The sequence below is a fragment of the Acinetobacter sp. YH16056_T genome (assembly GCF_024605895.1).
Taxonomy (GTDB): domain Bacteria; phylum Pseudomonadota; class Gammaproteobacteria; order Pseudomonadales; family Moraxellaceae; genus Acinetobacter; species Acinetobacter amyesii.
Genome location: NZ_CP094545.1, coordinates 3,140,848 through 3,164,010 on the forward strand (window position 1 = coordinate 3,140,848; position 23,163 = coordinate 3,164,010).

The window sequence follows — 23,163 nt, forward strand, 5'->3', positions numbered from 1 at the left end:
TGTATTAAATTTAGCCAAACAATTTAGAGGGGTAGTTTCCATGAAAAAACTCGCAATTGCTTCAGCACTTCTTTCTGCACTTGCTATTACAGGTACAGCTCATGCTTATCAAGCAGAAGTAGGCGCTTCAGCTGGTTACATCGACCCAGATAATGGAAGCTCTGGCAGTGAATTTGGTGTAAACGGTACTTATTACTTCAACCCTGTTCAAACTCGTAACGCTCCTCTTGCAGAAGCTGCATTCTTAAACCGTGCAAGTAACGTAAATGCACATGCAACTTTCGCTGACCGTGGCAATGTTGACGACAATACTTATGGCGTAGGTATCGAATATTTCGTACCAAACTCAGATTTCTATGTATCTGGTGATGTAAGCCGTAATAATGTCGAAGTTGACACTCCATTTGGCACAGTAGACAACGATACAACTTACTACGGTGCTGAAGTCGGTTATCTTCCTGCACCAGGCTTCTTAGTTGCAGTTGGTGTGAAAGGTTGGGATAACGATGATGATGATGGTGTAGATCCAACTTTACGTGCTAAATACGTAACAACTTTAAGCAATGGTAAAGACATTAACCTTGAAGCGGGTGCAGCATTCGGTGATCTAGATGAATTCAATCTAGCAGCGGATTACTTCATCGACAAAACATTCAGTGTTGGTGCTGACTACTACAACAACGATGTCACTGATCGTAACGAAGTAGGGATCAATGCACGTAAATTCTTCAACCAACAAGTAAGCCTTGAAGGTCGTGTTGGTTTCGGTGAAGTTAGCAACAATGACTACAATTCATTTGGTGTAGCAGCGAAATACCGCTTCTAATCCATTGAAGTCAAAACCATAAAAAAACCGCTCTTCTGAGCGGTTTTTTATTTGCCTGTAAAAATAGAATTTATTGAGCCAAGTGTAGAACTCTCAATTGAACACTGACATTTCCTCTAAATTCATTTTTATCGAGTTCGTAGACCAAGCGGATTTGATCTTGCATAGGATTAAATTCATATTTTTCTGCCGCATTAAATGCAATTGCGTCCACCATTAAGCCATTATCTAAAGCAAGTTTTAATTTCAGATGCACATCTTTCAACCAACGATAATCTAAAACTTTAAATAGGCCTTCATAGACCGGTGCAGGGAATTTTTGTCCCCATGGACTTAAATTTTGCAAAAGATCGACGGTTTCGACATTAATGGCCGAATCGGGCAATTCGCCATCTGTCCAAATAGTGGCCTGAAATAAACTTTCATCTTGCGCAGCGATGAGTGCTTCAAAAGCGGTTTTAAATTCAGAAAAATGCTGCTTTTGAATGGTTAGTCCTGCTGCGGCTGCATGCCCGCCAAAATGACTCACCAAATGCGGATGTAATTCAGCAATACGCTCAATACTGTCTCGAATATGAATACCTTCGATAGAACGCGCAGAGCCTTTAATATGTACGCCATCTTCATCTGCAGCAAAGACGATTGCAGGTCTATGGAATTGTTCTTTCAAACGCCCTGCAACAATCCCAATCACCCCTTGATGCCAATGCTGTTCAAACATGATCAAGGCTGCAGGTAAGTTATCCTGATCAAGCTGAATATGTTCTAACTCAGCCAGAGCTTCCTGTTTAATCTGCCCTTCGACTTGGCGTCTTTCAATATTGAGTTGATTCAACTGCTGCGCAATCGGATAAGCCGTACTTAAATCCGCCGCAATCAGACACTCAATCCCAATATCCATAGTCTCCATACGCCCAGCTGCATTGAGTCGTGGGCCGACCACAAAGCCCAAGTCTTGTGCTTTTAACTGTGCGGGATCACGACCAGCGATATCCAATAATGCACTGATCCCTGGACGACATAGTCCTTGCTGAATCCGCTTCAAACCAGCATCGATCAAGATCCGATTATTCAGATCTAGACTTGCAACATCGGCATAAGTGCCTAAAGCCACCAAATCCAAATATTGGCTGAGGTTGGCTGTGGATTTAGCATTTTTTTTACGCATACTGGCCAAATTGGCCAACACATAAAATGCAACACCTACGCCAGCCAAGGCTTTACTTGGAAATTCACATCCCAACTGATTCGGATTCACCACCGCTTCTGCTTGTGGTGTTTCCTTAGTGGTCAGGTGATGGTCGGTAATGATCACCTGCATACCATGCGCCTGTGCCTGTGCTACACCAGCATGGCTCGAAATACCATTATCGACTGTAATCAGCACATCTGGGGTAAAACTCACGAAGGCCAAATCGGCAATGGCGGGTGTCAGGCCATAACCATATTTGAACCGATCTGGAACCAGATATTCAACATCCGCGCCCATATCACGCAGTGCCAAGACCATCAATGCAGTACTGGTTGCACCATCGGCATCATAGTCGCCTACAATGACAATTTTTTTATGTGCATCAATGGCTTGGTCGATCAACTCTATAGCTTGCTGCATGCCTTTTAAGGTCGGGGCATGTAAATGCTTGAGCTTTAATTCCAGTTCTTGTGCGGAAGAAACCCCGCGACGTGCCAATAAGTCCGCAATAAACGGCGCAACGCCCTGAATATCTTCAGGGCGCGTCAAATAGGGTCTTTGTTGAATTAAAAGTTTAGACATTTATGGCATCAGTCGCTGTAGAACCCATTGACCATCCTGTTGTTCATAACTCAAGCGGTCATGTAAACGATTTGGACGGCCTTGCCAAAATTCATAATAATCCGGAACTAAACGATAGCCACCCCAAAACTCAGGTTTCGCCAATACGTCTTTGCTTTCCACTTGATCATGCAAATTTTGGAATCGCTGTTGTAATTCTTCACGACTGGCGATAACACCACTTTGTGGAGTGCTAATGTGTGCTGCGATTTGGCTGTCACGCGGTCGTTTATGGTAATAATCCGTCGATTCTTCGAGAGATATCTTTTCCACACGACCACTGACCCGAATTTGACGTTCCTGCTCTTGCCAATAAAACAATAATTCTGCATAAGGATTATCGAGCAGATCATTGCCTTTTTGACTGTCATAGTTGGTGTAGAAGTCATAACCTGCATGGGTCGCACCGCGCAACAAGACCGTCCGCACGTGCGGACGACCTTGGGCATTTGCCGTAGCCAAAGACATAGCATAGGGTTCATGCAATTGTGCTTCTAAGGCATGGTTAAACCATAATAAAAACTGCTCATGTGGATCACGGTTCACCTGATCTTCATGCAACTCACCTTTTTGATAAGTTAAACGCAGTTCACTTAAGTCCTTAATCACATCATTCATGCAATTTCCCCTCTTGATTTAAGCTGCATTGGCACGAACAGCATCGGCCAAATGATTTGCCAATGCGGTGACTTCTTCAAGGTCATTACCTTCAACCATGACACGAATGACCGGCTCTGTGCCTGATTTACGAATCAAGATGCGACCACGCCCTTTAAGCTGAGCTTCAGCTTTTTCAAATTCAGACACCAAAGCTGGTACAGCATACGGGTCAAACATCGCTGCAAGGCGTACATTCACTAATACGTTTGGCAATAATTCAAAACCTTCCACAAGTTCATGCAAGGCTTTGCCTTGTTCAACCATGACGGTCAACACTTGTAGTGAAGCAATGATCGCATCACCTGTGGTGCTCTTATCTAAAGTCAAGATATGACCTGATGGCTCACCACCCGTTACCCAACCCTTTTCTTCTAGGCCTTGTAAAACATAGCGGTCACCGACTTTGGCACGAAGCAACGGCACTTTGGCTTGATCTAAAGCAATTTCAAGTGCCATATTGCTCATCACGGTACCCACGATACCGGCAGGCTTTTGACTCGCTTGAGTGGCTAAAATATAGAGAATATGGTCACCAGTAATTTGCTGACCGTTTTTATCGACCATAATCACGCGGTCAGCATCACCATCAAAAGCGATCCCTAAATCTGCCTGATGTTCAACCACTGCTTTTTGTAAAAACTCAGGATGTGTCGAACCACAGTCTTTATTGATGTTTAAACCATCCGGTTCGTTAAACAGCGCAATCACTTTTGCACCGAGTTCACGATATACCGAAGGACCGACGCTATAGGCTGCACCATTGGCACAGTCCACCACAATTTTTAAGCCTGTCAGGTCAAAATGGTACGGGAAGGTTGATTTACAAAACTCGATATAACGACCATTGGCATCTTTTACACGCACACTTTTACCTAAGTTTGCAGGGTCTTCGATCACCAAGTCATTTTCAAGTTCTTTGTTAATGGCTTCTTGAATTTCATCCGGCAATTTTTTACCTTCGCTCGAGAAAAACTTAATGCCGTTGTCAAAATACGGATTATGCGACGCCGAGATCACGATGCCTAAGCTGGCATGTAATGCACGGGTTAAATGGGCAATTGCAGGTGTAGGTAATGGACCCAACAAATGAACATAAACACCTGCTGCGTTTAAACCGGCTTGTAATGCTGACTCTAAAATATAGCCCGATAATCGGGTATCTTTACCTAGTACAACGATGGGCTTTGCTTTTTTACTGTATTGTTTTAATACTTTACCTGCGGCAAATCCTAGTTTTAATGCAAATTCAGGGGTAATAGGCAATTCACCGAATTTGCCACGAATGCCATCTGTACCAAAATAACTCATGTTGTACTCACTTCTTAATGGTGATCTTAATCATCACTTTTTACTGCAAATACTTTACACCAAAAACAAAAAGGCCGTCATATTAATGACGGCCTTTTCGGCTAAAAGCTACTAAATATCAACCAACACGGTAGTTTGGTGCTTCTTTAGTAATAGTCACGTCATGTACGTGAGATTCAGACATACCTGCCGCAGTAATTTTGACAAACTGTGCATTTTTACGTAAGTCATCGATCACCGCAGAACCGGTATAACCCATAGATGAACGTAAACCACCCATCATTTGATGAACGATGTTACCCATTGGGCCTTTGTACGGTACGCGACCTTCAATACCTTCTGGTACAAGTTTTTCAGCACCGGCTTTTGAGTCTTGGAAATAACGGTCAGCAGAACCTGTTGCACCTGCCATCGCACCCAATGAACCCATACCACGATAAGCTTTGTAGTAACGACCTTGGAAGAATTCAACTTCGCCTGGTGCTTCTTCAGTACCCGCCATCAATGAACCTACCATGATGGTACTCGCACCTGCACCAATCGCTTTTGCCATATCACCAGAGAAACGGATACCACCGTCTGCGATCAATGGAATTTGGTCTTTCAGTGCATTGGCAACGCTGTCAATCGCAGAGATTTGCGGCATACCAATACCAGCAACGATACGTGTAGTACAGATTGAACCTGGGCCAATACCCACTTTCACTGCATCTGCGCCAGCATCTAATAATGCAAGAGCTGCATCACCAGTCGCGATGTTACCGCCAATCACTTGAACTTGTGGATAGTTGGCTTTAACCCAACGTACACGTTCAATTACACCTGCAGAGTGACCATGTGCTGTATCAACAACAATCGCATCAACACCCGCTTCTACCAATGCTTCTACACGGCTTGGTGTTTCTGCACCTGTACCAACTGCAGCACCAACGCGTAAACGACCTAAGTCATCTTTGCAGCTGTTTGGATAGTTTTCAGCTTTACGGAAATCAGTAACCGTGATTAAACCTTTCAGTTCGTTGTTGTCATTTACAACAAGGACTTTTTCAATACGGTGTTTTTGAAGTAATGCTTGGATATTTTCTTTTGATTCGTTTTCACGAACAGTCACCAAACGATCATGACCTGTCATGATGTTACTAACAGGTTGCTCAAGATTGGTTTCAAAACGAGTGTCACGACCAGTAACAATACCCACCACTTGACCGTCTTTCACCACTGGTACACCGCTGATATTATTTGCTTGAGTTAAAGCAATCAGCTCACGTACAGTCGTTTCTGGTGTAACGGTAATTGGGTCTTTCACCATACCTGCTTCAAATTTTTTCACGCGGCGAACTTCTGCAGCTTGTGCAGCAATATCCATGTTTTTATGCAGGATACCGATACCACCGTTTTGCGCCATTGCAATTGCCATACGTGATTCAGTCACAGTATCCATCGCAGCAGAAACAAGTGGAATATTCAAATTGATGCCACGTGTGAAACGTGTCTTAAGAGAGACATCTTTTGGGAGAACAGTAGAATAGGCAGGGAGTAATAAGACATCATCAAAGGTTAGGGCTTCTTGAACGATGGTCAACATAACAGTCTCGCTGGTAATTTCCGTGAGCCATTATATACAAATTTCCGTTCAATTTTCATTTTAATTGCGGCAATTCTTTACGGAGTTTTCAATATTAACCATCGAATATGCTGTTTTCAGCAAGAATACACTGAGGGTTAGTCAGCAACTTGTTCAATACAGGCAGAATCCGAAGACTCTACCGCTTAATTTCAATAAATTTATTCTGGAACTAAAGCCTTAACTGACTTGATCGAAATCTTCATCATTTTCAGCGTCATGCAGTGGAATACTGATCAATGGAATCATTTGATGCGCGATGCGTGCTTTATTACATTGCTCATCAGCTATCTGCACACTTTTACATGTGGAACTCCGAGCCTCGTACACCCTACAACTCACTGCTTGCCCAATTTTCCCACCCAAAGCGATACAACGAGACTGTGTTTGATTGGTGCCCGCCATACATGAATACACGGCATTAACCGGTTCAGTATAATGTTCGGGCATATTCAGCCCTTCTGCCCAATAAAAAGAAACGCGATAGTGGGCACAACATGCTCCACAGGTTAAACATGCATCCTGAGTCGGTATTTGAGACAACATTTTTATCTATTCTCGTCATCTAAAAGCTTATTTTATGGACGAAAAATACTAAAAAATGTTATCTGCAAACTCAATTATTTTTTCTGAATTTTCAAGTCATTATACTGGGCAAGTAAAGACTGTTTCATCCATTAAATCGACACCACACTGCAAGGTTTCGATCCAATCTAAGAATTGGTTGATCTGTTCTTTACCAATAAATGGCGTGCCGTGCTGCGGTACGATCATTTCCACATCCATCGTCCGTACCATGTTGACCCACAGACGGATCACTTTGTTCGAACACATGTAGCGCTGATGGAAGCCTTTCATTTTAGGAATATGAGCGGCAAAATTTTCTAAAGGTTTAGAGGCATCATCCACCATAGATGCGCCCATATCCCCTGAGAATAAAATTTTGGCAATCGGGTCATAAAATTGGAAGTTACCAACCGAATGTAGGAAATGTGCAGGAACAGCCACCAAATGACTATTGCCTAATGGAATCACCTGACCATGATCTGGCAGTTCGATCAGACGATCCAACCAGTTGCCTTTCATCCGGTCACTCATAAATGCAGAGTTTAAATGCGGTAAGAAACGCGCCCACAGCTTAGATGCCACCACTTTGGCGTCAGTATAAACCAACCAACGCGGCATCGAGGTAATAATGTCTGGGTCCTGATGCGAGGCCATCACATAGTCAAGATTGGTCAAACGGGTATATTTATTCAGTTCCATAGTCAGTGGGACATAGGTCAAGTCACCACCCGGATCGAGCACCGCTGCGCGCTCATTATCCAAAATCAGGAACTGGTTCGCCTGTACGCCCTCGCCTTTTACCAAGCTGGTAAAGCTAATACATTTATGCTTTCCATCATCATAAAGTACCTGTGATGTTGTGCGTTCGAAAGCCATTCCCATTCCCCAAATTTTTTATCAAAAAAAATATATTCTATAGGTTAATAACATATATTTATTTAGGGAAACTTACAATAAATATTCAGTCAATATTATCTGAAATATCAGTGAATTGGGTCTCATTTATTGGCAAAGAATCCTGAGTTTTTAACTCAGGATTTCATGTATTTTTAATATGGTGAGATCATTATTTGACATACTCCCACCACCAAGCTAAGAGCTATGGTGGGGGAATCTTTGCGACCCATGCAATCTTAGAGATTGCACCTTTCGATACCGCACTGCGCTGACAGTATGGCGGTACAGGAACTCTTTATACAGTACTATGTCCTAGTGCATCAGCTAAAGCGAAATTGCGTATATTCAAGCTTGCATTCAAATCACGATCATGCACTGTTTCACAGTCAGGACATTGCCATTCTCTTATGCTTAGTGGCAATTTTGTCATAGTATAACCACAACATGAACATGCTTTAGAACTTGGAACGAATCTTCCAATTTGTAGCACATTCTTACCGAACCATTTTGCCTTGTATTGCAATATCGTAAGAAATTGACCCCAAGCCACATCCGAAATGGACTTGGCTAATTTTCGATTTCTTACCATGTTTTTTATCCCTAAATCTTCTACAGCATACGTGGTCGCTTGGTTTTCACAGATCAAGTAATGCGTGAGTTTGTGATGTAGGTCTAAGCGTTGCAGGCGCACTTTTTCATGGATGAATGCAACACTTAATTTTTGACGTTGATAATTCTTTGATTCTTTCTTCTTTCGAGCAAATATCTTCTGCTGTATGGATAGTCGGTTTTGAGCCTGTCGCAAGTATTTTGGATTTTCAACCTTATTACCATCGGATTGAATGAGCATGTGATTCAAACCCATATCAATTCCGATGGTTTGATCAGCTTGAATTGTTGTTGATGCAACAAGTTCTAACTCTGACTCGACCAAAATCGAAGCATAATACTTACCTGTCGCTGTTTTGCTAATGGTGACAGTTTTGATTTTCCCATTAAATACCCGACTAAATACAGTTTTTATCCCTTTAATTTTAGGTAGATGAAGTAATCCGTTCTCAAAGCTCACTGTTGCGTGCTGAGGGCATTGATAAGACCGTTGCGGTATTTTCTTGGATTTGAACCGTGGGTAGCCGACAAGATGACTTAATGGGCGTTTTTCATCAGGATTTGGTTTATATCCTTTGATCTTTCTGAATTCAACCTTGCCTTTCTTTAATCGCTGAAAAAAGTTGTTGTAAGCAGTGTGTAGGTGAAGTAACCCACTAAGAAGTGATTGACTATTCACCTCGTTCAACCATTCGAATTCAGGTTGTTTTTTCATGGCAACTAATTGGTCTTGAATATCCTTTTTTGATAATAATTTTTGAGTTTCAGAATGAGCTTTAGTTTGAAGTGCTAAAGCCCAATTGAAAATAAAGCGAGTGCATCCGAAGTGCTTTTCAAATTGCACTTTCTGCTCAGAAGTAGGATAGATGCGATATTTATACGCTTTCAAAAAAGGTTGTTTCATGGTTATAATTTAGCAAATTAATTGCTTAGTGTAAATGTAATGAAGTCACATTATCACTGTGTTTATAAACTTACATATCATTTAGTGTTGGTAACAAAATATCGCAAGAAATGCCTTTCAAATGAGATGATCAATCGGCTTGAAGAAATTGTAAAAAAGAACTGTGCTGATTGGGAGATTGACTTGATTGAGTTCAATGGTGAAGCTGATCATATTCACTTATTGTTAGATATGCACCCGAACATCATGCCAAGTAAATTCATCAATAATCTAAAAACTGTATCAAGCAGACTGATACGCAAGGAGTTCGGTGAAGAACTAAAACCTTATTATTGGAAACCTGTGCTTTGGACGAGGGCATACTGTCTACTTACAATAGGTGGAGCGACAATTGATGTAATTCGAGAATACATCCAAAACCAAGAGAGACCCGACTGAAAAGGCGTGCTATCCATCTCCATCTAAATCACAGATTATAGATGGAGAATTCCGCACATTTAGTTAAAATAAATAGTGTTGTGCCAACGCAGCCAAACCAATCACCAAGAATACTAGGGCGCCAATTTTATGAATCAGTGAAATCGGTAGTTTTTCTGCTAGTTTGTTCCCAATAAATACCGCAGGCGCATTAACCAACATGATGCCTAGTGTCGTCCCCAAAGTCACCCAGCCAATACTGTCAAAGCGTGCAGCCAGTGCAACTGTGGCAATTTGGGTTTTATCTCCAATCTCAGCCAAGAAGAACAAAACGAAAGTGGCACCAAAAACCCCATATTTTTGCCATTTATTGATACTTTCAGATTCATCATCCAATTGATCGGGGATCAACATCCACACCGCCATGGCAATAAAGCCCAGAGAAACAATCCACAATAAAACGGTTGGGCTTAAAACGGTGGTAATCCATTGACCCAGCACAGCAGAAACCCCGTGGTTCACCACAGTCGCTAGGAAAATTGCAATTAAGATCGGAACGGGTTTACGAAAACGTGCAGCAAGCAGTAAGGCAAGTAATTGTGTTTTATCGCCCATTTCTGACAGGGCAACAACAGCAAGGGAAATGAAGAAAGCGGTTAACATGGTGCATTTCTCTGGCTAGCAATAACATATACCGATGACTTATCCCTCCTGCTAGCCAATGTGCAGAGTGATAAATCAAAGGTCTTGCCAACAAAAGAAAGCTACGAAGAGCTCATTTGGTTCTTTGCTATGATGACCATGCTCGTTTTAGAGCAAATATGTTGACCATCACCTTTTTACTTTGCGTAAAAAGCGGCTACTCCCCAATGAAGTAATGCTATTCTAGCGAGGAATGCATGTTTTCGCAATTTTAATTTTCGATGACTCAATATGATATGCAAAACAATAATCAAAAATTTCAAGAATTTATTCAACACTATATGCATGTGCAGGATGTATTAATCATTGCAGGTGGTCCATCTCAGCTCAATTTCGACTTAACCACCATTCAGCCCTCAAAAAAACTGCTGATCATTTGCTGTAATCAAAGTTTTCTTCAACTTCCTCAGGCTCAAATTGCTCATCATTCAGACTATGCATGGTGGTTACAGTATCAGCCCATGCTCAAAGCATCCTTTCGAGGTGACATCATTAGCGGATGTGGTTTAGGTCACAACCGTCCATATCCTGAACATGAAGTGATTAACTTTAAAACCGTGCGTATCGATACGCAAGCGGAGTTATTTCATTCACCGTACTTTGTTTATGGTAATAATTGCGGCCTTCAAGCCTATTCACTCGCACATCTCTTTCAACCGCAGCGTATTTGGCTGATGGGCTATGACTTTCAGCACCAACACGGTCAAACACATGCATATCAGCATCAACATGTGCAAGAACTTGAGCATTATGAAAAGTTTTGGGGCTTATTTTTAAAAGACTTTCAACGCTTTGAACATTTACGACATAAGCTTTGGTCGACGGCGCAGCCACATCGTACGCTTCCACTCACCTATAACCTCAACGCAAACTCGGCATTAAAGCTCTACCCTTCACCCATTGAACTTCCTGATTGGCTTTGTCAGTCCACCACCACGCCATAAAAAAACCCTGCCAAAGCAGGGTTCATTTTGAAACTTAAACAGGTCAGATTAGATCAATAAAGTTCGGATATCTTTGAGCAGCTTCGTCAGTTTATTGGCAAAACGTGCAGCGTCCGCTCCATTAATCACACGGTGATCGTATGACAATGACAGCGGCAGCATCAAACGTGGATCAAAGCTTTCACCATTCCATACTGGCTGCATGGTTGCAGGTGAAATACCCAAAATCGCCACCTGTGGCCAGTTGACCAACGGTGTAAATGCCGTGCCACCAATTGAACCCAAACTGGTAATGGTAAAATTCGCACCTTGTAGATCTTTTGGCGATAGTTTTTTGTCACGTGCTTTTTGACTCAGCTCACCCAGCTCAATTGCAATCTGCTTAATCGATTTTTGATCTGGATTACGCAGTACAGGCACGGTCAAACCATCAGGCGTGGCAACGGCAATCCCCATGTGGATTTCATTGCGTAGCAATACTGACTTGCCATCATCAGACAAATGACCTGCAAATTCACGCTCTTCTTTCAACAAATAAGCCACTGCTTTGATGATGAAAGCCATAATGGTTAAGCCAATACCTTCTTTCTTAAAGTTAGCTTTTAAATCATTACGCCAAGCTTCAAGATCGGTAATATCCGCAGCATCGAATTGCGTCACTTGCGGGATAAAATTGTTTAAAGACAATTGCGGAATCGACACTTGTTGTAAACGTGTCAAAACTTTCTCTTCCACACCACCAAAAGCATCAAAGCTTGGCAATTTCGGCAAGCCTGAAACCTGTGCCACAGCTTGAGCTGCAGGTGCAACTTGCGGAGTGGTCAAACGGGTTTTCACATAAGCGAATAAATCTTCTTTCATTAAACGCTCATGCGGGCCAGATGCTTTGACTTCTGCCAAAACCACACCCAATTCACGTGCAAGCTTACGAACGGCCGGTCCTGCATACACTTTGGCATTGGCAGCATTTTGCTCTTTGGTGAGTTTATCTGCGCCTTGTGATTGTGGAGCTGCTTCAACTTTGCTTTCAGCTTTAGGTGCAACTGTCGCAGGCTGTGCTACAGCTGGTGCAGGTTTCGCTGCTTGTGCGGGTGCTGCAACAGCTTGACCTTCGGCTTCTATCGTCACTAAAGCGACGCCTTCAGAGACACTTTGCCCTAACTGGACATGAATCGCGGTGATTTTACCAGCGGTAGAGCTTGGCACTTCTACCGTTGCTTTGTCTGATTCCACCACGATGATGCTTTGGTCTTTTTCAACCACATCACCCACAGCGACTAAAATTTCAGCCACTGCTGCTTTATCAACACCTAAGTCAGGCACTGCAATATCAACAGGTCCAGACGCCGCAGCCGTAGACGGCGCTGGTGTTGCTTCTGCAACAACAGGTGCAGCAACAGGCTGTGCAGTTTCTTGCACAGCAGCCGATTCAACCGCAGCAGATGAAGCCGCCGTTTTCACCGTTAAAATCACTACACCTTCTTTCACTACATCGCCAGCACTGATTGTGATCGATTCAACACGGCCTGATACAGTACTTGGGACTTCGACTGTCGCTTTGTCTGATTCCACCACGATAATACTTTGATCGACATCAATCTCATCACCAACAGAGACCAAAATCTCACTTACCGTAGCTTTTTCTACGCCAATATCAGGAACTTGCACATCGATGCTTTGCGACTGAGGAGCATTGGCTGCAACAGATGCTGCTGCAGTTTGTTCTGCTTCCACAACCGGAGTTGGTTCTGCTGCTTCGTCTTCACTTGCATTTTGTACTGGCTCAGCTGTAGCAGTACTTTGACCTTCTGCTTCCAACTCGATCAGCACAGCACCTTCAGCAACACTGTCACCCAGATTAACTGCAATGCTTTTCACCACGCCTGCCGAAGTGCTTGGTACTTCAACAGAGGCTTTATCAGACTCTAACAACACAATGCTGTCATCGACGCTAATGCTGTCGCCGACTTTCACTAAAATCTCAGCGACCGTTGCTTTATCTACACCAATATCAGGAGTCGTAATTTGCATGATTAGTTCTCCTCTTTGTAGTCAGCCACAGCATGCAGTTCCGGCGTTTCCTGCGGAGCCCATGCCACTGGACGGTCAGTATCTAGTTCAAAGCTTGAGATAGCATCTTTGACTAAACGCGCATCAACTTCGCCTTCATCCGCGAGTTTTTTCAATGTTGCTACCACAATATGTGCGGCATCGACACCAAAGTAGCTACGTAAGTTGCCACGTGTATCTGAACGACCATAACCATCTGTACCTAATGCAACGAACGGACGATTGTCTGGAAGATAAGCACGGATTTGTTCGCTATAAGCACGCATGTGATCGGTTGCCGATACCACAATACCGTCTTTTTCACGAAGTAATTGAGAGATCCAAGCTTCTTTCGTATCTTCAGCCAATGGATGTAGGCGGTTGTATTCTTCACACGCCATACCATCACGAGCTAATTCGTTAAAGCTAGTGACGCTCCACACGTTTGAATGAATTTGATATTCATCACGAAGGATTTTCGCCGCTTTAATCACTTCACGCAGAATCACACCTGAACCCATCAACTGAACCGTTGCTTTCTCATCTTCTTCGAAGAGATACATACCACGTTTAATGCCTTCTTCAGCACCTTCAGGAATAGCAGGGTGTTCGTAGTTTTCATTCATTACTGTTAAGTAATAGAACACGCGCTCTTGGTTCACGTACATGCGTTTTAAACCATCATGTACGATCACTGCCAACTCATAACCAAAACATGGGTCATAAGAAATACAGTTTGGAATCGTATTTGCCAAGATATGTGAATGACCATCTTGGTGCTGTAAACCTTCACCGTTCAGTGTTGTACGACCCGCAGTTGCACCGAGCAAGAAGCCTTGCGCCTGTGCATCACCTGCAGCCCATGCAATATCGCCAATACGCTGGAAACCGAACATCGAGTAGTACATATACATCGGAATCATTGGCAAGTTATTGGTTGAATAACTGGTTCCTAACGCAGCCCAAGCACTCATCGCACCCGCTTCGTTAATCCCTTCTTGTAGCATGTGACCATCTTTGGCTTCACGATAGTGCATCAACTGTTCTTGGTCTTCAGGGGTATATTTTTGACCATGCGCAGCATAGATCCCCAACTGACGGAACATACCTTCCAAACCGAAAGTACGCGCTTCATCTGGCACGATTGGTACGACACGATCTTTAATGGCTTTTTCTTTCAATAATGATGAAATCAAACGTACCATCAACATGGTCGTCGATTGCTCTTTACCGCCACTGCCTTTGAGTACCGCATCAAACACAGACAATTCAGGAATCGCCAGCTGTTCACTTTCTTTACGACGTGCAGGTAAATAACCACCCAATGCCTCACGACGCGCCTTCATGTATTTCAATTCAGGCGAGTTTTCACTCGGACGATAGAATGGCACTTCTTCAAGCTGTTCATCAGTAAATGGCAAGTTGAAACGGTTACGCACGTATTTCAACGACTCAAGCTGCATTTTCTTGATTTGATGCGTCTTATTGACTGCTTCAATCTCTTCCGACAAACCATAACCTTTGACTGTTTTTGCCAAGATAACTGTTGGCTGACCCGTTTCCTTCATCGCTTCGGCATAAGCCGCATACACTTTGAATGGGTCATGACCACCACGGTTCAGGTTATCAATATCTTCATCGCTTAAGTTGCGCACCAACTCTTCAGCTTCAGGATACTTACCAAAGAAATGTGCACGCGTATACGCACCACCTTTCACTTGATAACGCTGGAAGTCACCATCGACCGCTTCTTCCATCACCGCTTTTAAGGCACCTGAATCATCTTTTGCCAGTAACGGATCCCAATGACGACCCCAAACCACCTTAATTACGCGCCAGCCTGCACCACGGAACAATGATTCAAGTTCTTGAATAATTTTACCATTACCACGAACTGGGCCATCTAGACGCTGTAAGTTACAGTTCACGACCCAAATCAGGTTGTCGAGCTTTTCACGGCCTGCAAGTGAAATGGCACCTGTACTTTCAGGCTCATCCATCTCACCATCACCGAGGTAAGCCCAAACTTTACGGTTTTCTTCTTTGATCAGCCCACGGTTCATCAAGTACTTTTGGATGTGTGCTTGATAAATCGACATGATTGGGCCTAGACCCATCGATACGGTTGGGAACTGCCAATAATCTGGCATCAAGTACGGATGTGGGTATGAAGGCAAACCTTTACCGCCAACTTCACGACGGAAATTATTTAAGTGTTCTTCAGTCAAACGACCTTCTAAGAACGAACGTGCATAGATACCTGGCGCACAGTGACCTTGATAATAGATCATGTCACCGCCAAAGCTGTCGCTATTGGCACGGAAGAAGTGGTTAAAACCCACGTCATATAAAGTGGCAGATGATGCAAAACTTGCCAAGTGACCACCTAAGTCATCACCGGTTTTATTGGCACGCAGTACCATCGCTAAGGCATTCCAGCGGATCAGCGCACGAATACGGCGCTCCATATCCGAATCACCCGGCATAGGCGGTTGTTCTTCAACTGAAATGGTATTTAAGTAAGGAGTATTTAGTCGCTGAATGGGAACGTGCTTAGCAATCGCTTGTTGATAGAGTTTTTCAAGCAAAAATGCAGCGCGGTCAGTTCCCATGTGCTGTAAAACTGAATCAAATGCGTCCTGCCATTCTTGGGTTTCTTGCGCATCTGTATCGCCATAAAACGCCATACTTCACCTATCCTATGTGCTAAATATATGGCTCTATTAGTACCATATTTTGGCTAGGCTCAGTTATCGCCACAGATGAATACGAAATAGCTCTATTATTTATTTACTAAATACTTATTGATTAACAATTACACAAATTTACATTTTTGGGTCAATTTTCGCCATATTTCATACAGACAATATTTTTTAGAATGATAATTTTATAGTTATTAGCGATAAATAAAAAAGCCATTGTCTGTAGAGGTTCAGACAATGGCTTCGTATACAGATGTTGTATGCGCTTATGGCAACATCGCTAAATACGTCGATGGGTTTTTGCGTTGACCATCTTTCACTACTTCGTAATGTAAATGTGGGCCAGTACAACGACCAGTACAACCAACGTTAGCAATATGCTCACCCGCAGCAACACGGTCGCCTACACGTGCAATTAAGCGTGATGCATGTGCATAACGTGTCAGGTAACCATTACCATGGTTGATTTCAACATATTGGCCATAACCTGTGCCCCAGCCAGATTTGGTTACTATGCCAGGGCCTGTTGCATAAATAGGTGTGCCACTTGCCGCAGAAAGATCTAAACCTGAATGATTTTCTGCACGGCCACCCATGGTACGACCACCATAGTTTGAGCTCACGCGCTTCATGTCTGGAAGTGGGTGGGCAATTAACCATGAATATGGATTATTTGAACTTGCTGAATAGTTTTGAGAGGAATTGCTTGAACCGTATTTTTTTGCGATTGTCGCATTGTTGAGTTCAATTGATTTTTCACGAATTTGAACATTCAACTTGGTTTCCGCTGGAACATCAATATCATTGCTTTCAGAGTAAGCACCTTGAGACAAAGTGCGAGTTAACTGTTCAATACGATCTGATGATGAGTCTGCTTGATTTAATTCAACTAAATCTGCAAAAGCGACTGAAGCGGCCGAAGCTGCCAATGAAAACGCCAATAAAATACGTCGTAAATGCATAAAAAACCTCTATAAACTGTTCTCTTTTGTTCCTTGTGTGATTTCGTCCTTGATATCAGCCAAAAGGAGCGCATAAGATTAAGACATAAACATGTAGGAAATATGTATGTCAGAACCTGTCAACGTCTTTCAACCAACAAGAAAACACATAAAAACAGGAAACTTGTCGTTTCTCTCAACGCAAGTTGCTGTATGGCAGAAACTTACGAAAATTGTTCAACCGCTATTGCCCCAACCGGATCAATGGCAAGTTGTTTGTTATATAAATGGTGTACTTATATTAACTGGAGAAAATCAGGCACTGATTAGTCAGTTGGCCTATTTGCAAAAGCAATATATTGCACAATTATCACAAATATACGAATTCAAGGATTTGCACAAGATTCAAGTCCGTCTGAGAACTCCGTCTCCAACGCCCCATTCCCCTGAAAAAATTTCAAGAACCCTCAGTACAGAAACTCAGGATTTACTCCGTAATGCTGCTGACTTTGTGAGCGACCCTAAGCTTAGCCAAGCAATGCTGCGTTTGGCAAGCAATAAAAAGTAACCACCCAGTTGTAACAGACAAATTTGAATGCTCAGAATGTGACAGACTTAACACTTACAAATGATACAATATAACATCACTATTATAAGACAATGACTTATGTCACATTCACATAACTAATTGGGCAATCATTAATGTCATCAAATGTTACAATTTCATAGCTATCTGGATCACTTTTGACATTGCGTAATAACTGATTATTTAATGCATGACCTGACTTATAGGCATCATATTTCGCAATAATTTGATGACCAAGCAAATATAAATCACCCACAGCATCTAATATTTTGTGACGAACAAACTCATCCGAGAAGCGTAAACCCTCTTCATTGACCACACCATTTTCATCTACGCCAATGGCATTTTCGAGACTCGCCCCCAAAGCCAAATTATTGGCTTTGAGATAATCCAAATCTTTCATAAAGCCAAAAGTCCGCGCTTCACTGACTTCATAGACAAATGTTTCGGTTGAAAAGTCGATGGTTGCCGATTGAAATTCTTTCTTAAATGCAGGATGGTCAAAATCAATCGTAAAATTTAATTGGAAACCGTCATGCGGTTGAAAGGCAGCACGTTTATCATCAATCAGTGCTTCGACAGGTTTAAGTATTTTTATGAATTTTTTAGGTGCATTTTGTTCTTGTAGTTCACCTTGCATAAGCAAATAAATGAACGGGCCTGCACTCCCATCCATAATAGGCACTTCAGATGCCGACACTTCCACAATCAGGTTATCAATCCCTAAACCAGCAATCGCACTCATAATGTGCTCAATTGTGCCCACCTTGGCGTTTTCTTGCACCAAGTTAGAACACATGAATGCTTCTTGAATCAGCATAGCATCAGCTGGAATATCAATCGGTGGATTTAAGTCGATACGACGAAACACAATGCCCCCATCGGCATGATGTGGCACAAAGTTAATCATCACTTTTTGCCCACTATGCAGTCCGATGCCACTCGCTTTCACGATGCGTTTCAGGGTACGTTGTTTCAACATGTGTCTTCTATCATCAGTTCACAAAACCGCTATACGTTAGCATATTTAGCCATTGATAAAAAACAAAAAGGTAGCTGATCAGCTACCTTTTGTAATCAATAGACACTTAAGTCATTGAATTTGTTTTATTTACGTTGCTGGTTTTTCAAGTAGTCTTGAATACTCATTGGCGTAGGGCGTGAATTCGATGCTGACGCCGCCGCAGCCGCCGGAGCAGCTGCTTCATTGTGCTGACGTTGAATCGCTGGTACATCATCTTCATCTACAGGTGCTTGTGCAGAAGCGACTGTACGCGTTGCTTGTGCGACAGGGCGTTTCACTGGCTCAGCAGAATCGGCAGAATTACGAGTTAAACCCGTTGCGATCACAGTTACACTAATTTCATCACGTGCATCTGGATCAAATACCGTACCGTAGAACACTTGACCTTCATCAAGATCCACAATTTGGTTCACTACATCTGTGATTTCTTCAATTTCACCGAAGGTTACGTCATCGCCACCTGTTACGTTAATCAAAATGCCTTTTGCATTCATGATGGTCACGTTATCTAACAACGGGCTACGGATCGCTTGCTCAGCAGCTTGACGCGCACGGTTTTCACCACGACCAGAACCTGCACCCATCATGGCATAACCACGTGTACTCATCGCAGTTTTCAAATCGGCGAAGTCAAGGTTGATATGACCAGGACGCACCACAAGATCAAAGATACTACGTACAGCATTTAACAGTACGTCGTCTGCTTTTTTGTAAGCATCTTTCATCGAGATATCACGGAACACTTTTAGCAGGCGTTGGTTCGGAATAATAATTAGAGAATCAACATGTTGCTCAAGGGCTTCGATACCTTTCTCAGCAGATTGCTGACGACGTTTACCTTCAAAGTTAAACGGAGTCGTCACCACACCTACCGTTAAGATACCCATTTCTTTGGCAATTTCAGCAACAACTGGCGCAGCACCTGTACCAGTACCACCGCCCATACCTGCAGTCACGAACACCATGTCCGTACCTTCAAGGTGTTGGCGAATCAACTCACGGCTTTCTTCAGCAGCAGTTTGACCCACTTGTGGATTTGCACCTGCACCCAAACCACGCGTGCTTTGCTCGCCGAGTTGGATTTTAAATTGTGCATTCATGCGGTCGAGTGCTTGTTTGTCTGTATTGGCACAAACAAATTTTACACCCTCGATATCTGATTCCAACATGTGTTGCACAGCGTTACCGCCAGCACCACCCACACCGAATACTGTGAAACGGGCTTGACCGTTGCTGTCGCTTTGATCATCTTCTAAAAATTCAAATGAGGCCATGCCTAAAAAATTCCTAATCCATAATTGGCAGACACTTCAGCCCGTATACTGCCTTGATCTTAATAAAAATTGTTTTTTAGAATGCTGTCCAAGTTCCAGCTTGTCAAGTACAAGCAATAATCCGTACAACTTCCCAACAATATTCCCAAATATTTCAACTTAAAAGATCGACTTCAAGGTGTCATTGAAGCCCGACCATGCCCGTTTTACCCGATTCAATACTGAAAGTTTTTCCGTATCTTCTGGCTCAACGATCGTATCTTGTGTTTCGCTTTGACTGAAAATTAACAGACCTGCGGCAGTCGCGTATTGTGAACGACGTAAAGCAGCTTGCTGTTGATCATCGGCATATACTTGCATAGGTGGATTACCTAAATGTGCAGAGACACCTAAAATCCGACGTGCAAATGTCACCATCCCTTCAATTTGGCAGGCATCACCTGTGAGTACAACACCATGGTATAAACCATGAATCGCACCATGATCGACCAATTCATTACGCACTTGATTAAAGATTTCTTCATAGCGCGCAATAATAATTTCGGTCAGTTCAATTCGGCTAATGGTTTGTGGACCATCAATCCCTTGGAACTGAATCATACTTTCAGGTTTAACCACTTTCAGGTCAACACAACCATACAACAGTTTAATGCGTTCCGCTTCTTCTGTTGTGGTTTGCAATACAGCAGCAATATCACGTGTTACATGCTCGCCGCCACGTTGCAAGGTATGTGTCATCGCCAAGCGACCATCTAAATACACCGCGATATTGGTCGTACCTGCACCAATATCAACCAAGCACACACCATATTCTTTTTCATCTTTAAGCAAACTGGCTTCAGCTGTTGCTAATGATGAAATGACCATGCGTTCAACACCAATATTGGCGCCTTTTAATGCACGATCCAAATTCTGCATGGTGCTGATGGGCAACATCATCAAATGATAATGCCCTGTCATACTCCGTGCTGACATGCGAATCGGGTTTAATACCCACTCAGGTTCATCATCTAGTTCAAAACCTAAAGGTACAGCACTCACCAAATAGTGGTCAGACGTTAAATGACTGGCTTTGGCCAGTTCTAATGCACGCACCACTTCATTGGTGGTAATCGCATGGTCATTATTTTCAATTGGAGTGCGACCAGAGGCATAAAAACTTTTTAGTTCAGCACTTGGAATGGAAATCCACGCAGAATGTACACGACATTCCGCCATATCTTCCGCTTCCTGCACTGCATTTTTAATTGCGGTAACAACTTTATCGAGACTGACAATTTTCCCTTTATTCATGCCGCGGTTACGAGCGGTCGCCATCCCTACCACTTGGATATTGTCTGGCGCGTGTACCTTACCAATCAAAACTGAAACTTTGTGTGTCCCAATGTCAATCGCAACAACCGAGGGAACAGCTTCATTCATTATTTACTACTACCATTCACATGTTTGTTTAATTTATGGCTTAAAGCCTCTACTTATAAAGCCGATCATTATGGCTTTACCGGCGCTGCATTCGCAATGCCTATGTCATCACTGGTTACAACAAACTGACCATTTACCGACTTTGCTGGCACAGAGTTTTTCCATTGAATCGCTAAACCATTTCGGTAGCGCAAATCGATGGCAGAAATTCGTGGCCATACAGGTTTTAAGTCACTGTGTGCGAGATAACTTAAACGCTGCAACTTACTCATGGTCTGATCTTGATCGACAATCACGCGTAAGCCTGAATCAAACTGCATAAACCAAGTCATTCGTTCGGTTAAATATAATTCTTTTAAACGAATGCCAACAGGTATAAATAATTGATTAATTTCATTATAACGACGCATCATCATTTTGGACTGACTCGTCGGCCCATGCAATAACGGCAAATTCTGATGATTGGTCGGGGTTAATTCTGCAAATACATCACCACTGTCGCTCAACAGTCGCCCAGTTCCCCAACGTGCAATCGCCTGACGCGGCATCACCCGTACACGAATTGCATTTGGCCAAGCACGTGATACCACCACGCGATCAACCCAAGAGATCTCTAAAGTACGGTCACGAATGACACGTAAGTCAGAAGTAAAATAATTTTGAGTCATCATCGGTGAAACGTATGACATCACTTGTTGTTTTTCTTGGGCGCTCCGCACACCCACCACATCAAGTTCAGCCACACGTGCATCCGTCATGACTTTATATAGCCCCCAAATTCCGGCAATCAAGACCACACATGCAATAAACAACAACAGCCATCCACCCACATTGGTAAGCTTTTCCTTACGTGTCGGTGGTTTGTCATGTATCGATGTCGTTGCTGCACGTTTACGGCGCATAGACGCAGGAAGTTGAGCCATAATTTAGTGTGCCGCACCTGTTAGGGTTTGTTCCAAAATCGCGACACAAAGATCATCAAAACTATAACCTACGGCATTGGCCGCTTTTGGCACTAGAGAATGACTGGTCATACCCGGAACAGTATTTACCTCAAGTAACCAGAAGTTTCCTTCTGCATCCTGCATCGCGTCAATACGGCCCCAACCACTCGCACCTACCGCTTGGAAAGCGCGTAAAGATAAAGCTTGTAGACGCTTTTCTTCATCTTCAGTCAAGCCACATGGAATACCATATTGCACATCGTTACGGTTATATTTCGCTTCGTAATCGTAAAAAGCCACATCTGCAGGCGGTTCTAAACGAATCACCGGTAATGCCTGACCATTTAAAATCACAATGGTAAATTCACGTCCGGTAATCCATTTTTCAGCCATCACAACTGCATCATGCTGGGTCGCTTTGGCAATTGCGGTTGCAAAGTCTTCAATTTTTTCAACTTTGCTCATACCAATGCTTGAGCCTTCATGCACCGGCTTAATGATAAATGGCAAACCAATTGAATCTACAATTTCTTGTAAATCTGAATCTTTGCTGACAATACGATAAGGTGCTGTCGGTAGTTCTGAACCTTGCCAAACTTGTTTAGTTTTGACTTTATCCATACCAATCGCTGAGCCTTGAACGCCCGTTCCAGTGTACGGAATGTTTAACCATTCCAAAGTACCCTGAATTTGACCATCTTCACCACCACGGCCATGAAGGACGATAAATGCACGGTCATAAGCCACCAACTCAGTCACACTGCGTTGCTGCGGATCAAATGCTTCGGCATTTACACCCGAACGCACCAATGCTTCAAGTACAGCTTTACCACTATCGAGAGAAACCTCACGTTCGGCAGATTTCCCACCTAATAACACGGCAACTTTGCCGAATTTTGAAGCATTTGACACGTTTATATCCTTAAACTTTTATCTACGGTCTAAACAAA

20 protein-coding genes and 1 riboswitch are annotated in these 23,163 nt (G+C 43.0%); of the genes, 4 read left to right on the forward strand and 16 right to left on the reverse strand.

The genetic code is table 11. From position 1 onward, the window contains the following. Nucleotides 1-40: 40 nt before the first annotated feature. Complete coding sequence (locus MST17_RS15270; protein WP_180025897.1) at nt 41-826, forward strand: putative porin; 786 nt, start codon at nt 41-43, stop codon at nt 824-826. Between the two features lie 70 nt (nt 827-896). Here the strand turns inward: MST17_RS15270 and recJ are convergent, their stop codons facing one another. From recJ to MST17_RS15305, 7 genes are all read right to left on the reverse strand, one after another. Then, on the reverse strand, nt 897-2,600 hold the full coding sequence (recJ, locus tag MST17_RS15275; RefSeq protein WP_180008780.1) for a single-stranded-DNA-specific exonuclease RecJ: 1,704 nt from the start codon (nt 2,598-2,600) through the stop codon (nt 897-899). Continuing rightward, nucleotides 2,601-3,257, reverse strand: coding sequence for a pyridoxamine 5'-phosphate oxidase (gene pdxH / locus MST17_RS15280; protein WP_180025896.1), 657 nt, complete (start codon nt 3,255-3,257; stop codon nt 2,601-2,603). An 18-nt stretch (nt 3,258-3,275) separates the two neighbouring features. Next, on the reverse strand, nt 3,276-4,607 hold the full coding sequence (gene glmM, locus MST17_RS15285) for a phosphoglucosamine mutase (RefSeq protein ID WP_111884469.1): 1,332 nt from the start codon (nt 4,605-4,607) through the stop codon (nt 3,276-3,278). A gap of 118 nt (nt 4,608-4,725) precedes the next feature. Beyond that, nucleotides 4,726-6,192 (reverse strand): IMP dehydrogenase, encoded by a 1,467-nt coding sequence (gene guaB / locus MST17_RS15290; protein ID WP_078190562.1) that lies wholly within the window; start codon nt 6,190-6,192, stop codon nt 4,726-4,728. 219 nt (nt 6,193-6,411) lie between these two features. Beyond that, nucleotides 6,412-6,777 carry a YkgJ family cysteine cluster protein gene (locus MST17_RS15295; RefSeq protein WP_168379406.1) on the reverse strand — a complete coding sequence of 122 codons (366 nt, stop codon included), beginning with the start codon at nt 6,775-6,777 and terminating at the stop codon, nt 6,412-6,414. Nucleotides 6,778-6,876: 99 nt separating this feature from the next. After that, nucleotides 6,877-7,674, reverse strand: coding sequence for an MBL fold metallo-hydrolase (locus tag MST17_RS15300; RefSeq protein ID WP_078190564.1), 798 nt, complete (start codon nt 7,672-7,674; stop codon nt 6,877-6,879). 316 nt (nt 7,675-7,990) lie between these two features. After that, nucleotides 7,991-9,208, reverse strand: coding sequence for an RNA-guided endonuclease TnpB family protein (locus MST17_RS15305; RefSeq protein ID WP_152873594.1), 1,218 nt, complete (start codon nt 9,206-9,208; stop codon nt 7,991-7,993). Between the two features lie 39 nt (nt 9,209-9,247). Between MST17_RS15305 and tnpA the strand changes: the two genes are divergently transcribed. Next, nucleotides 9,248-9,646, forward strand: a complete 399-nt coding sequence (tnpA, locus tag MST17_RS17250; protein WP_180025895.1) for an IS200/IS605 family transposase — start codon at nt 9,248-9,250, stop codon at nt 9,644-9,646. Between the two features lie 63 nt (nt 9,647-9,709). On the opposite strand, the gene MST17_RS15310 is transcribed toward tnpA, so the two are convergent. Then, a complete protein-coding gene (locus tag MST17_RS15310) occupies nt 9,710-10,288 on the reverse strand; it encodes a TMEM165/GDT1 family protein (RefSeq protein ID WP_078190565.1) in 579 nt (192 codons plus the stop codon). Nucleotides 10,289-10,362: 74 nt separating this feature from the next. Further along, a riboswitch (yybP-ykoY riboswitch) is annotated at nt 10,363-10,505 on the reverse strand. 58 nt (nt 10,506-10,563) lie between these two features. On the opposite strand from MST17_RS15310, the gene MST17_RS15315 reads away from it, so the two are divergent. Continuing rightward, nucleotides 10,564-11,271 carry a methyltransferase type 11 gene (locus MST17_RS15315; protein WP_180025894.1) on the forward strand — a complete coding sequence of 236 codons (708 nt, stop codon included), beginning with the start codon at nt 10,564-10,566 and terminating at the stop codon, nt 11,269-11,271. Nucleotides 11,272-11,319: 48 nt separating this feature from the next. Here MST17_RS15315 and MST17_RS15320 read toward each other — a convergent pair whose 3' ends face one another. From MST17_RS15320 to MST17_RS15330, 3 genes are all read right to left on the reverse strand, one after another. Further along, on the reverse strand, nt 11,320-13,302 hold the full coding sequence (locus MST17_RS15320; protein ID WP_180025893.1) for a 2-oxo acid dehydrogenase subunit E2: 1,983 nt from the start codon (nt 13,300-13,302) through the stop codon (nt 11,320-11,322). Between the two features lie 2 nt (nt 13,303-13,304). Beyond that, nucleotides 13,305-16,007 (reverse strand): pyruvate dehydrogenase (acetyl-transferring), homodimeric type, encoded by a 2,703-nt coding sequence (gene aceE, locus MST17_RS15325; protein WP_078193212.1) that lies wholly within the window; start codon nt 16,005-16,007, stop codon nt 13,305-13,307. A gap of 281 nt (nt 16,008-16,288) precedes the next feature. Next, complete coding sequence (locus MST17_RS15330) at nt 16,289-16,984, reverse strand: M23 family metallopeptidase (protein ID WP_180022341.1); 696 nt, start codon at nt 16,982-16,984, stop codon at nt 16,289-16,291. Between the two features lie 106 nt (nt 16,985-17,090). Here MST17_RS15330 and MST17_RS15335 point away from each other — a divergent pair, with 106 nt between their 5' ends. Continuing rightward, the gene (locus MST17_RS15335; RefSeq protein ID WP_168379402.1) at nt 17,091-17,531 is read left to right on the forward strand and encodes a DciA family protein; all 441 of its coding nucleotides are present in this window, start codon (nt 17,091-17,093) and stop codon (nt 17,529-17,531) included. 97 nt (nt 17,532-17,628) lie between these two features. On the opposite strand, the gene lpxC is transcribed toward MST17_RS15335, so the two are convergent. The 5 genes from lpxC to MST17_RS15360 form a co-directional block, all read right to left on the reverse strand. After that, the gene (gene lpxC, locus MST17_RS15340) at nt 17,629-18,531 is read right to left on the reverse strand and encodes a UDP-3-O-acyl-N-acetylglucosamine deacetylase (protein WP_168379401.1); all 903 of its coding nucleotides are present in this window, start codon (nt 18,529-18,531) and stop codon (nt 17,629-17,631) included. A gap of 125 nt (nt 18,532-18,656) precedes the next feature. After that, nucleotides 18,657-19,847: a cell division protein FtsZ gene (ftsZ, locus tag MST17_RS15345; protein WP_168379400.1), complete on the reverse strand. Its 1,191-nt coding sequence runs from the start codon at nt 19,845-19,847 to the stop codon at nt 18,657-18,659. Nucleotides 19,848-20,006: 159 nt separating this feature from the next. Beyond that, nucleotides 20,007-21,269, reverse strand: a complete 1,263-nt coding sequence (gene ftsA, locus MST17_RS15350; RefSeq protein WP_078190573.1) for a cell division protein FtsA — start codon at nt 21,267-21,269, stop codon at nt 20,007-20,009. Nucleotides 21,270-21,337: 68 nt separating this feature from the next. After that, entirely contained in the window at nt 21,338-22,192 is an 855-nt protein-coding gene (locus tag MST17_RS15355; protein ID WP_078190574.1) for a cell division protein FtsQ/DivIB, read from the reverse strand. Nucleotides 22,193-22,195: 3 nt separating this feature from the next. Beyond that, on the reverse strand, nt 22,196-23,125 hold the full coding sequence (locus MST17_RS15360) for a D-alanine--D-alanine ligase (protein WP_078193219.1): 930 nt from the start codon (nt 23,123-23,125) through the stop codon (nt 22,196-22,198). Between the last annotated feature and the right edge of the window lie 38 nt (nt 23,126-23,163).